This is a genomic window from Variovorax sp. RO1 (assembly GCF_002849325.1).
Classification (GTDB): domain Bacteria; phylum Pseudomonadota; class Gammaproteobacteria; order Burkholderiales; family Burkholderiaceae_C; genus Variovorax.
In genome coordinates, this window is sequence record NZ_PKMT01000002.1 from 782,202 (window position 1) to 795,969 (window position 13,768).

13 protein-coding genes are annotated in these 13,768 nt (G+C 68.4%); 2 read left to right on the forward strand and 11 right to left on the reverse strand.

Annotated features, from left to right (window positions below; genetic code table 11):
- Positions 1 to 8 precede the first annotated feature (8 nt).
- On the forward strand, positions 9 to 1,271 hold the full coding sequence (locus CY658_RS14855) for a lactonase family protein (RefSeq protein WP_101490928.1): 1,263 nt from the start codon (positions 9 to 11) through the stop codon (positions 1,269 to 1,271).
- A 3-nt stretch (positions 1,272 to 1,274) separates the two neighbouring features.
- On the opposite strand, the gene CY658_RS14860 is transcribed toward CY658_RS14855, so the two are convergent.
- The 9 genes from CY658_RS14860 to CY658_RS14900 all read right to left on the reverse strand — a co-directional run bounded on the left by CY658_RS14860 (position 1,275) and on the right by CY658_RS14900 (position 11,813).
- The gene (locus tag CY658_RS14860) at positions 1,275 to 2,744 is read right to left on the reverse strand and encodes an N-acyl-D-amino-acid deacylase family protein (RefSeq protein WP_101490929.1); all 1,470 of its coding nucleotides are present in this window, start codon (positions 2,742 to 2,744) and stop codon (positions 1,275 to 1,277) included.
- Positions 2,741 to 3,658, reverse strand: a complete 918-nt coding sequence (locus CY658_RS14865; protein WP_101490930.1) for a MurR/RpiR family transcriptional regulator — start codon at positions 3,656 to 3,658, stop codon at positions 2,741 to 2,743. Before CY658_RS14865 ends, CY658_RS14860 begins: the two co-directional genes overlap by 4 nt.
- 14 nt (positions 3,659 to 3,672) lie before the next feature.
- Positions 3,673 to 4,980, reverse strand: a complete 1,308-nt coding sequence (locus CY658_RS14870; protein ID WP_101490931.1) for an amino acid deaminase — start codon at positions 4,978 to 4,980, stop codon at positions 3,673 to 3,675.
- The gene (locus tag CY658_RS14875) at positions 4,977 to 5,963 is read right to left on the reverse strand and encodes an ABC transporter ATP-binding protein (protein ID WP_101490932.1); all 987 of its coding nucleotides are present in this window, start codon (positions 5,961 to 5,963) and stop codon (positions 4,977 to 4,979) included. Before CY658_RS14875 ends, CY658_RS14870 begins: the two co-directional genes overlap by 4 nt.
- Before the next feature lie 157 nt (positions 5,964 to 6,120).
- Complete coding sequence (locus CY658_RS14880; protein ID WP_101490933.1) at positions 6,121 to 7,158, reverse strand: ABC transporter ATP-binding protein; 1,038 nt, start codon at positions 7,156 to 7,158, stop codon at positions 6,121 to 6,123.
- Positions 7,158 to 7,997 carry an ABC transporter permease gene (locus CY658_RS14885; protein WP_101488680.1) on the reverse strand — a complete coding sequence of 280 codons (840 nt, stop codon included), beginning with the start codon at positions 7,995 to 7,997 and terminating at the stop codon, positions 7,158 to 7,160. Before CY658_RS14885 ends, CY658_RS14880 begins: the two co-directional genes overlap by 1 nt.
- A 3-nt stretch (positions 7,998 to 8,000) precedes the next feature.
- Positions 8,001 to 8,957, reverse strand: coding sequence for an ABC transporter permease (locus tag CY658_RS14890; protein ID WP_101490934.1), 957 nt, complete (start codon positions 8,955 to 8,957; stop codon positions 8,001 to 8,003).
- Positions 8,954 to 10,216: a lactonase family protein gene (locus CY658_RS14895; RefSeq protein WP_101490935.1), complete on the reverse strand. Its 1,263-nt coding sequence runs from the start codon at positions 10,214 to 10,216 to the stop codon at positions 8,954 to 8,956. Before CY658_RS14895 ends, CY658_RS14890 begins: the two co-directional genes overlap by 4 nt.
- Before the next feature lie 19 nt (positions 10,217 to 10,235).
- On the reverse strand, positions 10,236 to 11,813 hold the full coding sequence (locus tag CY658_RS14900) for an ABC transporter substrate-binding protein (protein WP_101490936.1): 1,578 nt from the start codon (positions 11,811 to 11,813) through the stop codon (positions 10,236 to 10,238).
- Positions 11,814 to 12,007: 194 nt separating this feature from the next.
- Between CY658_RS14900 and CY658_RS14905 the strand changes: the two genes are divergently transcribed.
- Complete coding sequence (locus CY658_RS14905; RefSeq protein WP_062473709.1) at positions 12,008 to 12,397, forward strand: RidA family protein; 390 nt, start codon at positions 12,008 to 12,010, stop codon at positions 12,395 to 12,397.
- Here CY658_RS14905 and CY658_RS14910 read toward each other — a convergent pair whose 3' ends face one another.
- The gene (locus CY658_RS14910; RefSeq protein WP_101491296.1) at positions 12,398 to 12,997 is read right to left on the reverse strand and encodes an ATP-dependent Clp protease proteolytic subunit; all 600 of its coding nucleotides are present in this window, start codon (positions 12,995 to 12,997) and stop codon (positions 12,398 to 12,400) included.
- A 126-nt stretch (positions 12,998 to 13,123) separates the two neighbouring features.
- Positions 13,124 to 13,756 (reverse strand): sigma-70 family RNA polymerase sigma factor, encoded by a 633-nt coding sequence (locus tag CY658_RS14915; protein WP_101490937.1) that lies wholly within the window; start codon positions 13,754 to 13,756, stop codon positions 13,124 to 13,126.
- Positions 13,757 to 13,768 lie beyond the last annotated feature (12 nt).

Consider the following 13,768-nt stretch of genomic DNA (forward strand, 5'->3'; position numbering starts at 1 on the left):
AGATTTTCATGACACACAGCACCCACCTCTCCGGCCAGAACCGCCGCGCCGTCATGCAGTGGATCGGCGGTGCTTCCGCGCTCGGCGCACTGACACCGATGATCCCCGCCGGCGCGCAGCCCCCTGACGCCGCGAGCAGCAGCAGCACTGTCGCCAGCGCCGCGCCCGCGCCCCGCTTCGCCTACGTCGGCACCTACACCAGCGATGCACCCGGTGGCACTGCCGGTGGGCTCGCATCGAAGGGCATCTACGTGCTCGCGATCCGGGACGGCGGCTGGACGCCGGTGCAGACCGTGGCCAGCGCGAACCCTTCGTTCCTCGCGGTGCACCCCAACCGGCGCGTCCTCTACGCGATCAACGAGATCGACAGCTACCTGGGACTGCCCACCGGCACGGCCGAGGCCTATGCAATCGATGCGAACGATGGGCGCCTGACGCTGCTCAACCGCCAGCCGCTCTCGCTCTCGGGCGTGACGCCTGCGCACCTGGCCGTGTCGCCCGATGGCCGCGCGCTCGCTGTGGCGCTGTACGGTGGCGGCGCCTACAACGTGCTGCCCATCGAGGCGGACGGCAAGCTCGGCAAGGTCTCGGGCATCGAGAAGGAAACCGGCGCCGGCCCCGACGCGGAACGCCAGGAATCGCCGCATCCGCACATGGTGCTGTTCGACGGCACGGGCCAACGCCTGCTCGCCACCGACCTGGGCACCGACCGCATCAATGCGTTCACGCTCGCCGAGGGCAAGCTGGCCTTGCTTGGTCGCACGTCCGTCGCGCCCGGCAGCGGCCCGCGCCACCTGGCGCTGCATCCGTCGCAACGCTTCCTGTACGTGGTGAACGAGCTCGACGCCACAGTCACCAGCTTCGGCTACGACGCGGCGAACGGCAAGGTCGGGGAACAGCGCCAGCGCGTCTCGACCGTGCCCGAGGGCTACGTCGGCCAGAAGAACGCGGCGGCGCTGGTGATGCATCCCTCGGGGCAATTTCTCTACGCGACCAACCGGCGCTTGAAGTCGGACCATCCGATGGCCGACAGCATCGCCGCGTTCCGCATCGACGCGAGCAATGGCGCGCTGACCCCGCTGCAGCACTGGAGCGAGGGCCTGCGCTTTCCGCGCGCGCTGGCGATGGCGCCGGGTGGCGGCCACCTCTACGCGCTCAGCCAGAAGGGCGACACGATCCTGCGCCTGCGCATCGACGCGGCCGGCGGCAAGCTGGACCAGCCGGTGCAGGTGGCGCAGGTACCTACGCCCGTCTGTCTGGTGTTTGCCTGATGCTTATCTGCCGCGCGTGAGCATCCGCCCCGCGCGCGCCAGCACCTTCGCTTCGCCCTCGCCGCCGCGATAGGCCAACACGCCGTTCACGAACACGCGCTCGATCCCTTCGCTCACGCCCAGCGGCTGGTCGTAGGTCGCCGTGTCGGTGATGGTCTCGGGATCGAACACCACCACGTCAGCCATCGTGCCGACGCGCAGCAGGCCGCGGTCCGCGATGCGCAGGTTGCGCGCGGTCATGCCCGTCATCTTGTGCACGGCCTGCTCCAGCGTGAAGAGCTTGCGCTGGCGCCAGTAGCGCGCAAACACGCGAGGGAACGCACCCCACAGGCGCGGATGCGGATGGCGGTCGTGCGGCAGTCCGTCACTGCCGATCATGGTGAGCGGGTGCGCAATGACGCGCTCCACGTCTTCTTCCTGCATCTGGAAGTAGCAGGCACCGCCGGGCTTCAGGCGCAGGCAGGCTTCCTGCTCGGTGGTTCCCCATTCGCGCGCGATGTCGGAGAGGAGGCGACCGGTCATCTCGGGGTGCGGGTCGGACCAGGTCAGCAGCACGTCGATGACACCGTCGACGAGGTCTTCGCGCAGCACGGTGGAGCCGGCGACGTAGGGGTAGACGTCCATCGCGATCTGCTGGCGCTGCGACAGCGCCTCGATCAGCGGCAGCGTTTCCTTGGTGCGGCCCCAGTTCGCAGGGCCGGCGCACTTGTGGTGCGAGATGACCAGCGGCACGCCCGCGCTGAAGGCCGTGTCGCCGGCCTCGTGCAGCGCTTCGATGATCTGCTGCATCTCGCTGCGCAGGTGCGTGGCGTACACGCCGCCGTGGCGCGCCACGACGCGCGCGAGCGCGGTGACTTCTTCGGCCGGTGCGGCAAAGGCCTCTTCGTAGAACAGGCCCGACGACATGCCATGCGCGCCTGCGGCCATGCAGTCGTCGAGCAGCGCTTCCATGCGCGCCAGTTCGTCGCCATTCGCGGGCCGGTCGAGTGCCTGCATCGCCGCGAAGCGCAGCGTGGTGTGGCCAATCAGTGCCGCCACGTTGAGCGCGGGCTGCACCGCATCGACCGCGGCGCGGTACTCGGCCATGGTCGCGTGCTTGAACGAGTCGGCGCCCAGCAGCGTGAGCGGCGGCTTCGACTGCGGCGTGCGGTACGGCGCCAATGAGATGCCGCAGTTGCCGGTGACCACGGTGGTGATGCCTTGAGACACCTTGGGCAGGCACAGCGGGTCGCGCAGCACGATGGCGTCGTCGTGCGTGTGCGCGTCGATGAAGCCGGGCGCGATCACCTTGCCGCGGCAGTCGACCACGTCGACGTCGGCGATGCTCAGCCCTTCGGGCAACCGCGTGCGCAGGCCCTCGCCAAGCGCGAGGATGCGGTCGCCCTGCAGCAGCACGTCGCCGGGCCACGAAGGGCCGCCCGAGCCGTCGACCACGAGGCCGGCTTCGAGCAGCACGGCGGGGGTGTCGCTCATGGTTCGCGGTCTCCCTTTTTCGCGTTGATGCCCCCGCCGTCCCAACTCTGCAGCGGATGCGTGGTGGCGTCGATGCCGTGCCGCTGGAAGGCCTCGCGTGCGCGCTGCAGGCGCTGCACGGCGGGCTCTCCGCGGCGCTGCGCCACCAGCACGGTGAGAATCTCGATGACGGTGAGGTGCGTGAGGTAGGCGTCGATGCCCACATGCATCACGGCGTCGTCGGGCACCGACAGGCCGATGAGGAAGTCGGCCTTGGCCGCGAGCGCGGTGCCCGGCCGCGTGATCGCGACCACCTGGGCGCCCTGCCCGCGCGCGATGTCGACCGCATCGAGCAGCGAGGGCATGCCGCCCACGTGCGAGATGGCGATGACCACGCCACCGGGGCGCTGCGCCGCGCCGGCCACCTGTTGCAGGTGGTAGTCGGCCCAGGCATTGGCCGAGAGGCCGAGGCGGAACAGCCGCGCCTGCAGGTCGTTCGCCATGAACCACGAGGTGGCGCCCGCGCCGTACAGGTCGACGTGCGGTGCGGCCGCGATGGCACGCACGGCGCCGTCGAGCACCTGCATGTCGAGCTGGCCGCGCACGCCCGAGACCGAGGCGGCGGCACTGCGTGCGATCTTGCTGACCACTTCGTCGGCCGCGTCTTCGATGTTGACGCGACGGTGCAGCGGCGAACCGCCGAGCGCCAGCTCCTGCGCGAGCGCGAGCTTGAACTCGCGCAGCCCGGCAAAGCCGAGGTCGCGGCAGGTGCGCATGATGGTGGGCACCGAGCTGCGCGAGCGCTCGGCCAACTGCTCGAAGCTCTCTTCGAGCGCGCGGTCGGGGTCTTCGAGGATCAGGTCGAGAATCGCGCGCCGCGTGGCCGGCGCGTCGCCACGCGCCTCGGCGATTCTCTTGAGCAAGGAGGGCGTCATCGGTGCGTCTGTTTTCAGAAGTGCATGGCGACGGCGTCGCTCACGCGGTAGTCGTTCTCGACGATGGGCATCCAGTGCCACTTGTCGAAGGTGGTGCAGGGGTGCGAGATGCCCAGGCCCACGCGGTCGCCGACCTGGGGTGCCTCGGCTTCCTCGCTTGCGTCCCAGCGCAGGTAGGCGTGCTGATCGTTCAGCGCGGTGATCTTCCAGCCCGCGGGCACGCCCTGCGGTTGCAGCGCACCGCGCGCCGCGCGCGCGATTGGCACGGGCAGCGAGAGGTCGAAGGAGATGTCGCGCTTGCCGACCGACAGGATCGCCAGGCCCGGCTCGGGTCGCGACTGCACGTTGGCCCAGACTTCCATCGCCGGTGTCAGACCCTCGCCGCACTCGCAACCCAGGCGCTCGTCCACCACATTCACCATGCGCTTGTAGAAGCCATGGTCGTGCGTCACGTAGCAGCCCGAACGCAACAGGCCGCGCACCGGCGAGCCCAGTGCAGGTTTGAGGCGCCCCGCCACGAGATCGAAGATGGCCGATCCACCAGCCGAGACCAGCACCTCGTCGGTCTCGAACAGTTGTTGCGTATCGCAGTGGCGGGCGACGGCTTCGACGCGGTCCATCAGCGTGGTGGCGTAGGCCGTGTCGGGCTCGCTCTCGCCCGTAGCGCCCTGCCCTTCGTAGGTCTCGATGCCCACGAGCTTGGCCGCGTCGCTGGCGCGCACCCGCGTGGCGAGCGCAATGGCTTCGTCGTGCGTGCGGCAGCCCGTGCGTGCGCCCTGCACGCCGATCTCGAGCATCACCTCGAAGGGCACGCTCGCGGGGTTGCGCTTCGACCAGTCTTCGATGAGCGCCAGCTGCGCGATCGAGTCGACCAGGAACACGACGCGCAGATCGGCATGGTCGGCCAGCAGCAGCTGGATGCCGGCCAGGTCTTCGTCGCTCACGACCTGGTTGGCGATGAGTGTGCGGCGCGCGCCGGCGGCCACGCCCACGGCCAGCTGCGTGACGGTGGCGAAGGTCAGGCCCCAGGCGCCGGCGTCCAGCTGGCGCTGGAACAGCTGCGGCGACATGGTGGTCTTGCCGTGCGGCGCCAGGTCGATGCCCCACTCACGCACGCGCGATTGCATCCATTGGAGGTTGTGTTCGAGCGCCTCGCGCTTGAGCACGGCCAACGGCAACGGCAAGTCGCCGGCCAGCACGTTCCAGCCGGCGGCGCCGACTTCGCTCCGCCGGCGCGGTGGCTGGGTGCGCGGGTAGCCCTTGAAGCGGTCACTCAGCAGCGGGTCGATGAAGTCTTGATTGATGGCAGCGGTATCGGTCATGGTCGTGCAACGGCGATGTTGGAGAGCAGTTCTTTGCGGATGCAGGCGCTGTAGTGTCCTGTGGAAATCTCATCCAGGCTGGGCACCGTCTGCGCGCACGCCTCGATGGCATGCGGACAGCGCGTGCGGAACACGCAGCCCGAGGGCGGCGAGATCGGGCTGGGGATGTCGCCCTTCAATGCGATGCGCTCGGTGGCCATCTCGGGATCGGGCTTCGGGCTCGCGGCCAGCAGCGCCTGCGTGTAGGGGTGCGAGGGGCGCGCGAACAGCTCGTCGGTGGTCGCCACCTCCATCACCTTGCCCAGGTACAGCACCACCACGCGGTCGCACAGGTACTCGACCACGTCGAGGTCGTGCGAGATGAAGAGCATGGTTAGACCAAGCCGCTCGCGCAGGTCGGCCAGCAGGTTGATGACCTGCGACTGAATGGACACGTCCAGTGCCGACAGCGGCTCGTCGGCCACGATGAACTCGGGCTCCACGGCCAGGGCGCGTGCCACGCCGATGCGCTGGCGCTGGCCGCCCGAGAACTCGTGCGGAAAGCGGCTGGCGTGCTCGGGGCGCAGGCCTACCGTTTCGAGCAGTTCGGCGATGCGCTTGTCGCGCGCGGCTGCGCCCTTGTGCAGCCCGTGCGTGGACAACGCTTCACCGAGGATCGCGCTGATGCGCATCTTCGGGTTCAAGCTGGCGTACGGGTCCTGAAAGATGATCTGCAGCTTGCTGCGCAGCTTGCGCATGCGCTCACCCGAGAGCGTGCCGATGTCGTCGCCGCGATACAGCACCTGGCCCTCGGTGCGCTCGACGAGGCGCAGCACGGTGCGCCCGATGGTGCTCTTGCCCGAGCCCGATTCGCCGACCAGGCCCAGCGTCTCGCCGGGGTGGATGGCGAAGGAGACGTCGTCGACCGCACGCACGGGGCGGTCGCTGCTGCCGAAGTATTTTTTAAGTCCGCGGACTTCGATGAGGGGGACGGCGGTAGTCATCGTGGGCGTGTGGTTTTAGCTCCCTCCCCTTCCGGGGGAGGGTTGGGGTGGGGGCACGACGGCACGGGATGAAGCACTGCGCCGAACGAACGCCGCTTGCCCCCATCCCAGCCTTCCCCCGGGAGGGGAAGGAGCAACACGCCAGGCGGTGCGCTTCTCATGCGACTCTCACCAAAGGCTGGTCCGGCTGCACGCGCACGCAGCGCGCCTGGCGGTCCTGGCGAATGTCGATCAGCGGCGGCATCGCACTGCGGCATTCGGGCAGCGCCTGGTCACAACGCGGCTCGAAGGCGCAGCCCGGTGGCGGGGCGAGTGGGCTGGACACCTGCCCACGGATCGCAAACAGCCGCTTGGGCTTCGGTTGCCCAGGAACCCGCGCCTTGCCCGGCAGACAGGCCAACAGGCCCTGCGTGTACGGGTGCTCGGGCTGCGCAAAGAGAGGCCGCACGGGCGCTTGCTCGACCACGCGACCCGAGTACAGCACCACCACATCATCGGCATGGTGCGCCACCACGCCCAGGTTGTGCGTGATGAACAGGATGCTCATGCCCGTCTCGGCCTGCAGCCGCCGCATCAGTTCGAGGATCTGCGCCTGGATGGTCACGTCCAGCGCCGTGGTGGGCTCGTCGGCGATCAAGAGCGTCGGGTCGCAGGCCATGGCCAGCGCAATCATCACGCGCTGGCGCATGCCGCCCGACAGCTGGTGCGGGTACTCGTGGATGCGTTGGGCGGCAGCCGGAATCTCGACCAGCTCCAGCATGCGCAGCGCATGGGCCAATGCGGCCTTGCGGTCCAGTCCCTTGTGCAGGCGCACGCTCTCGGCAATCTGCTCGCCGATGGTGAACACCGGGTTCAGGCTCGTCATCGGCTCCTGGAAGATCATCGACAGCTGGTTGCCGCGCAATGAGCGCATCTCGCGTTCGCCGATCTGCAGCAGGTCCAGCGTCTTGCCTTCGCGGGTGACGAACGAGGCCGATCCGCTGACCTGCGCATTGGCGGTCTTGGGCAGCAGGCGCATCAGCGTGAGGCTGGTGACCGACTTGCCCGAGCCCGACTCGCCCACCAGCGCGGTGGTCTTGCCCGGCTGAATGGAGAAGCTCACATCGGCCACCGAGCGGATCAGGCCGTCTTCGGTGGGGAAGCTGGTGCTCAGGTTCGTGACCGTGAGCCGTGGGGTGTTCGTGGCGTTCGTCATCACGAGGTCTTCTTCAGCTTGGGGTCCAGCAGGTCGCGCACGCCATCACCGAGCAGCTGCAGCGACAGTGCCGTGAAGATGATCGCCAGGCCCGGGAACAGCACGACCCAGAAGGCCTGGTGCGCGTACTGCTGGCTGCCCGCGACCATGGTGCCCCAGGTCGGGATCTCGGGCGGCACACCGACGCCCAGGAACGACAGGCCCGCTTCGGCCAGGATCGCGTAGGCAAAGATGAAGGACACCTGCACGAGGATCGGCGACATCAGGTTCGGCAGGATATGGCGCCACAGGATGCGCGAGGTGCGCACACCCAGGGCCCGCACGGCTTCGACGAAGAGCAGCTCGCGCACCACCAGGGTCGAGGCCCGCACCACCCGCGCGACACGCGGCGTGTAGACCAGCACCAGCGCGAGCACGGTGTTCATCAGCGAGGGGCCGAGGATGGCCACCAGCGCGATGGCCAGCAGGATGTCGGGGAAGGACATCATGGCGTCGACCACGCGCATGAGCGGTGTATCGAGGCGGCGGAAGAAACCGGCCATCAAACCAAGCACCGTGCCGGCGATGACCGAGCCCAAGGCGGTGAGCGCCGCGATGGCCAGTGAGTAGCGGGCACCGTGCACGATGCGCGCGTACATGTCGCGCCCGAGTTCGTCGGTTCCGAGCAGGTGTTCGGCGCTGGGCGCCTTCAGGCGCTGCAGCACTGCCGTGTCGTTCGGGTCGGCGGACGCAAACAGCGGCGCACCCACAGCAAGCACGGCAATCACCAGCAGCACCAGGGCGGAGACCATCACGATGCGGCGGTGCATCAGCTGGCGGAGCATTCGAGGCATGCGCATCGTTCAGACCTTCACGCGCGGATCGACGACGGCATACAGCAGGTCGATCGAGAAATTGATGAGCACATAGATCGCGGCAATCACGAGCAGCGCGCCCTGAATGACGGGGTAGTCGCGCCGCAGAACGGCGTTGACCACGAGGTTGCCCACGCCCGGCAGGCCGAACACGGTCTCGGTGATGACGGCGCCGCCGATCATCAGCGCGACGGTCAGGCCGATCACGGTGACGATGGGCACCAGTGCGTTGCGCAGCGCATGCTTCAAGACCACGGTGCTCTCGCTCAGGCCCTTGGAGCGTGCGGTGCGCACGTAGTCTTCACCCAGCACGTCGAGCATCGAGGCGCGCGTGAAGCGGATGATGAGTGCGGAGTTCAAGAGGCCCAGCACGGTGGCCGGCAGCACCAGTGCATGCAGCCGCTCGGCGAACGGCGCATCGGGCGCGCCGTAGCCCGACACGGGGAACCACCCGAACGACACCGCGAAGATCTGGATCAGCACGATGCCCATCCAGAAGCTGGGGATGCTGGCGCCCAGCATCGCGATGCCGGTGAAGAACTGGTCGACCACACGCCCGCGGAACACCGCCGAGACGATGCCGCAGGGCACGCCGATGAGCGCGGCGATGGCCACGGCCATCAGGGCCAGCAAGGTGGTCGGCTCGGCCCGCTCCCACAGCGCCTGCGTGACCGGGCGCTGCAAAAAGATCGAGGTGCCCAGATTGCCCTGCAGCACTTCGCGCAGCCAGTAGCCGAACTGCACGGGCAATGGCTTGTCGAGGCCGTAGTCCTTCTGTACGCGGGCGATGTCGGCGGCGGTGGCCTGGTCGCCCAGCAGCACGGAGATCGGGTCACCCGAGGCGGCGCGCGTGAGCACGAAGACCAGCACGGCCACGAGGGCCAGTACGGTGAGCATGCCGCCCGCGCGCGAGGCGATGTAGCGAAGCGATCCGCTCTTGATCATGACGAGAACTCGATGGCGGCGGCGCTGCCGACGGCCACGTACTGGCCGGTGAACTGCACGTCACCGTTCTTCTTCACGCGGAAGATGGTCACGTTGTCGCCCTGCTTGTTGTGGCACACGTAGAGAAAACGCCCGCTCGGGTCGAGCGTGCAGCTGCGCGGGTAGTTGCCGCGCGTCCACTCTTCGCGCACGAGCGTGGGCGCGCCGGTGCGGGCATCGACCTTGAAGATCGAGATCGAATCGTGCAGCCGGTTGAGCGACACGAAGTGCGTGCCGCCCGGCAGCATGCGGATGCCCGAGGCGTAGCTGGTGCCCTTGAAGCCGGCGGGCAGCGCCGAGGTTTCGCTCACGAGCGTGAGCACGCCGGTGGCGCCGTCGTAACGCAGGAAGGCGATGGTCGAGGCCTCTTCGTTGACGAGGTAGACCCACTTGCCATTCGGGTGGAAGGCGAAGTGGCGCGCGCCCGAGCTCTCGGACACGGCCACCGTGCTCGGCTGGCTCAGCACGCCGGTGGCACGGTCGAAGCGGTACGAGATGACGCGGTCGAGCCCCAGGTCGGCCACGAGCACGAAGTTGCCGGCCGGGTCGGCCTGCACCATGTGCGCGTGCGGGCCGTCGTGGTCGCTGGTGGCAAAGCCCTCATGCACGCGTGCGATGAGCGGCACGACGTCGGCGCCGGGCTTGCAGGGCGTGGCGGCGCCGCACGCAGCCACGTCCTTGTAGACGACGGGGGCGCGATCGGTGTCGAACGTGCCGTCGGCGCGCAACGCGATCACGCTGACATCGCCGCTGGCGTAGTTGGCGGTGAAGAGAAAGCGGCCGTCGGGGTGCACGCTGACGTACGCCGGGTCCTTGCCGCCGCAGGGCATCTCGGCCACGAACGACAGCGCGCCGTTCGCGCCGATGCGGAAGGCCGAGACCGAGCCAGCCTCGAACTCGTTGGCGGCGTAGAGCATCGGCAGCGTCGGATGGCGCGCGAGCGAGGCGGGGTTGCGCAGCTTGGCATCGCTGCCTGCGCTCGCCACGGCGGGCGGTGCCCCGGAGATGGGCTTGAGCGAACCGGTCGCGCCGTCCACCACGAACTGGTGCACGCCGAGGCCGCGCCCACCGCGCCACGGCTTGCCGCCGTCGCTGTAGGTGCCGACGTAGGCGTAGACCGGGCCGGAAGTGGCGGCCTGGACAGTCGAGGCTGTGAGGCCGAGGGCTCCGAGGCCGGAGGCCAGTGCGCTGGCTTGCAGAAGTTGGCGACGCGATGGCATGGCGGGTGTCCTTGCGGCCTTACTTGATCTTCGCGTTCCAGAAGAACGGCCAGGTCGCGGGCTGGTAGTTGTCCAGCGCAGGGCTCTTGGCCGAGAGGCCATTGAACTTGCCGACGTTGATGTACGGCACCTCGTCGTACACCACCTGCTGCACCTTGCCCCACAGCGCGCCGCGCTTGGCCGGGTCGCTTTCGGTGTTGAAGGCACTCAGCGTGGCCTTCTTGGCGGGCGAATCCCACCAGCCGGGTGCGCCGTCGCCCAGTTGCGGCGGCGAGAGCATGGGCTCGGGGAACTGGCCCGAGTGGGTCACGTAGATGTCCCACAGCTTCGGGTCGTTGCGGCGTTGCACCAGCGTGGCCCAGTCGACCACGTTGAGGTCGACCTTGAAGCCGGCGCGCTTGAGCTGCTCGGCCATCAAGAGCGACATGTTGTAGTGAAAGTCGTACTGGCGGCTGGTGAGCACGCGGATCGGTTCGCCCTTGTAGCCGGCCTTGGCCGCAGCGTCTTTCCCCTTGGTGGCGTTGCGCTGGTTGTACTGGTCGGCGCCGGCCGTCGAGTAGAACGGCGAGCCCTTGGGGAAGTGGTTGGCCTCGGCCACGAAGAAGCGCGTGTCGCCGAAGCCGGCCGCGAGCATCTCGCCCTGGCCCAGCGCGGTCTGGATCGCCTGGCGCACCGGCTGGCTCGCGGCCACGCCTTCCTTGGTGTTGAGCACGAGGTACGGGAAGCCGAACGACGGCGTGAGGATCGGCAGCGTCTTGCCGCCGGCCTTCTCCAGGCGCGGCAGGGCTTCCACCGGCAGCAGGTCGGCAAAGTCGTACTGGCCGGCCAGCGCGCCCTCGACGCGCGTGCTGGCGTTGGGCACGGGCACGAAGCGCAGCTCTTCGATGGCCGCTTCGCGCTTGCCGCCGTAGCCGCTCGCGGGCTCCTTGCGTGCGGCGTACTTGTCGAAGCGCGAGAGCAGCACGAACTGGTCGGGGCGGCGCTCCTTGAACTTGTAGGGGCCGGTGCCGACGAAATCTTTCAGCGGCGAAGCGATGGAGTCCTTGGCCATGATGGCCGCCATGCCGCTGGGCAGCGCGAGCTGCGACAGCAGCGGTGCATACGGCGCCTTCAGCACGATCTCCACGCCCAGCGGGCCCTTGGCCTTGAGGCTCTCGATTTCCTTGCCCACGGCCTTGCCGCGCGGCGACTGGTCCATCCAGCGCTGCAGGCTGGCGACCACGTCGTCGGCCGTGAGCTCGCGCCCGTTGTGCAGCGCCACGCCCTTGCGCAGCGTGATCGCGTAGGTCTTGCCGTCGGCCGAAATCTTCGGCATCGTCTCGGCCAGCATCGGCACCACGTTCCACTTGGCGTCGAAGGTGTACAGCGTCTCGTACACGTGCTGCATGATGGTTCCGACCAGGTCGGCCGTGGAGGCCATCGGGTCGAGCGTCTGCGGCTCGGCCACCATCGCCAGCGTGGCGAAGTTGCGCGGGCCCTGCGCGTGGGCGCTCGGATGCGGCAGTGCAGCACACAGCATCGCGAGCAGGGAAGCTCCCAGCAGGCTGCGCTTCGACAGGCGGGGCAGGCGCTGGACAACAAGACCGGCGTGGGACATGGAGAACTCCTTCGTGGGGTCGGGCTGATTTATGAAAGAAATTTTCTTTCTGGCCCGGACTTTGAAGCAGACTTCATGCCAAATCATCCGTGTTAACCCTTGTTGAGGGGTTATTCTGAAAAAGTCTTTCAATTCAGACGGATACTGAAGCCCTCACCTGCCTCCACTCAACCCCTCACTTCACAGGAGTTCCCATGCCCCTCGAATACCTCGGCGCCCCGCCCATCGCCTCCGACCGTCAGGCACGCCCCTTCTCCCCCGCCGTGCGCGCGGGCGATTTCGTCTACGTGTCGGGCCAGGTGCCCGCCAACGCGCAGGGAGAGATCGTGGCGGGCGGCATCGAGGTGCAGACGCGCCAGGTGATGGAGAACCTGAAGACCGTGCTCGCGCTGGCCGGCGCCACGCTCGACGACGTGTGCAAGAGCACCGTCTGGCTGCACGACGCGCGCGACTTTGGTGCCTTCAACCGCGTCTACATGAGCTACTTCGGTGAAAACAAGCCGGCACGCTCGACCACCGAGGCGCGCCTCATGGTCGATGCGAAGGTCGAGATCGACGTCGTCGCCTACAAGCCCAAGGCCTGATCAGGCGGGCCGCAACTCGGTCTTGCGCTGAATGATGCGCGAGACCAGCCCGTACTCGACGGCCTCCGCGGCCGACAACCAGCGGTCGCGCTCGATGTCGGCCAGCACCACCTCGAGGGGTTTGCCGGTTTCGCGCGCAATCTCGTGCGCGATGCGCTGGCGGGCCTTGAGGATTTCCTGCGCTTGAATGGCGATGTCGGTCGCCTGCCCGCCCGCGCCGCCGCTGGGCTGGTGGATCAGGAAGCGCGTATTGGGCAGGCACACGCGGCGCTCGCGCGGCGCCGCCAGAAACAGATGCGTGGCGGCACTGCCGACCCAGCCGGTGCCGATCATGTGCACCGGCGCGCTGATGAAGCGCACCACGTCGTGGATGGCGTCGCCCGACTCCAGGTGCCCGCCCGGCGAGCTCACGAGGATGTCGATGGGCTTGTCGCTGCTGTCGGCATCGAGCGCGATGAGCCGGCGCGTGACATCGGCCGCCACGCTGTCGGTGATGCTGCCGAAGATCAGCAGCGTGCGCGACTTGAACGCTTTCTCCTCGAGGTAGGAATTGCGCGGCTCGGCCGTGGCCGCGGGCGGGGTGTCGTCGTCGGTTTCCATTGAGAACATGGCCTGCATGAAGAAAGCTCCTGTGGTTGAACTGTCTTGACGAACAAGCCCACAGTGTCGTGACATTGCGCGTGCCGTGGCAAGCGGCACCGCGGTGCCGCAAGTGCCACTTGCCGCTCAGGCGGCCAGCCGGGGCGACACCACGGCCCGTCGGGGTGTGCCGACGCCGGCCAGCACCGCGCGCCCCGTCATCGCGCCGCAATGGTCCAGCGCCTGACGCAGGACGGTGTCCACCGTGCGCAGCGACAGGCCGTAGTGCGAGGCCACCTCCTGGCGTGTCTTCTCCTCGATGCGCAAAGCCTCGAGCACCGCCCGGTGACGCCGCGGCAGGCCCTGCATCGCGCGGTCGACCGACCCGACTTCGGCGCGCACTTCGGCCATGTCCTCGGGCCCGGGCGCGTGGTCGATGGCCGACTCGACGACGGTGTGCGGGTCGTCCACATAGCGCCATGCCCCCTCGCTGCGCAACCGGTCCATGGCCAGATTGCAGGCCACCCGATAGACGTAGGCGTTGGGGTTCTCCACAGGCGCGCACACCCGCAGATGGCCCAGCCGCAGCCAGGCATCGTGCAGGCATTCGCTGGCCATCTCGGCGCACCCGAGATGGCGGGTCAGCTTGCGCCGCAGCCCCTCGTAGTTGGCGCAGAGAAAAACCTGCAGCGCCAGGCGACGCTGCGCTTCGTCTCGCAGCTCGCTGGCCGCGTCGTCGCGCGCCGGCGCTTCCTGTTCGCAAAGGACACTGGGTGCCATGACATGCGCCCC

Excerpts from the sequence above, each read along its gene's own strand:
- CY658_RS14855 (WP_101490928.1), top strand. The coding sequence starts at position 9 with ATGACACACAGCACCCACCTCTCCGGCCAGAACCGCCGCGCCGTCATG.
- CY658_RS14860 (WP_101490929.1), bottom strand. The coding sequence starts at position 2,744 with ATGAGCGACACCCCCGCCGTGCTGCTCGAAGCCGGCCTCGTGGTCGAC.
- CY658_RS14865 (WP_101490930.1), bottom strand. The coding sequence starts at position 3,658 with ATGACGCCCTCCTTGCTCAAGAGAATCGCCGAGGCGCGTGGCGACGCG.
- CY658_RS14870 (WP_101490931.1), bottom strand. The coding sequence starts at position 4,980 with ATGACCGATACCGCTGCCATCAATCAAGACTTCATCGACCCGCTGCTG.
- CY658_RS14875 (WP_101490932.1), bottom strand. The coding sequence starts at position 5,963 with ATGACTACCGCCGTCCCCCTCATCGAAGTCCGCGGACTTAAAAAATAC.
- CY658_RS14880 (WP_101490933.1), bottom strand. The coding sequence starts at position 7,158 with ATGACGAACGCCACGAACACCCCACGGCTCACGGTCACGAACCTGAGC.
- CY658_RS14885 (WP_101488680.1), bottom strand. The coding sequence starts at position 7,997 with ATGCGCATGCCTCGAATGCTCCGCCAGCTGATGCACCGCCGCATCGTG.
- CY658_RS14890 (WP_101490934.1), bottom strand. The coding sequence starts at position 8,957 with ATGATCAAGAGCGGATCGCTTCGCTACATCGCCTCGCGCGCGGGCGGC.
- CY658_RS14895 (WP_101490935.1), bottom strand. The coding sequence starts at position 10,216 with ATGCCATCGCGTCGCCAACTTCTGCAAGCCAGCGCACTGGCCTCCGGC.
- CY658_RS14900 (WP_101490936.1), bottom strand. The coding sequence starts at position 11,813 with ATGTCCCACGCCGGTCTTGTTGTCCAGCGCCTGCCCCGCCTGTCGAAG.
- CY658_RS14905 (WP_062473709.1), top strand. The coding sequence starts at position 12,008 with ATGCCCCTCGAATACCTCGGCGCCCCGCCCATCGCCTCCGACCGTCAG.
- CY658_RS14910 (WP_101491296.1), bottom strand. The coding sequence starts at position 12,997 with ATGGAAACCGACGACGACACCCCGCCCGCGGCCACGGCCGAGCCGCGC.
- CY658_RS14915 (WP_101490937.1), bottom strand. The coding sequence starts at position 13,756 with ATGGCACCCAGTGTCCTTTGCGAACAGGAAGCGCCGGCGCGCGACGAC.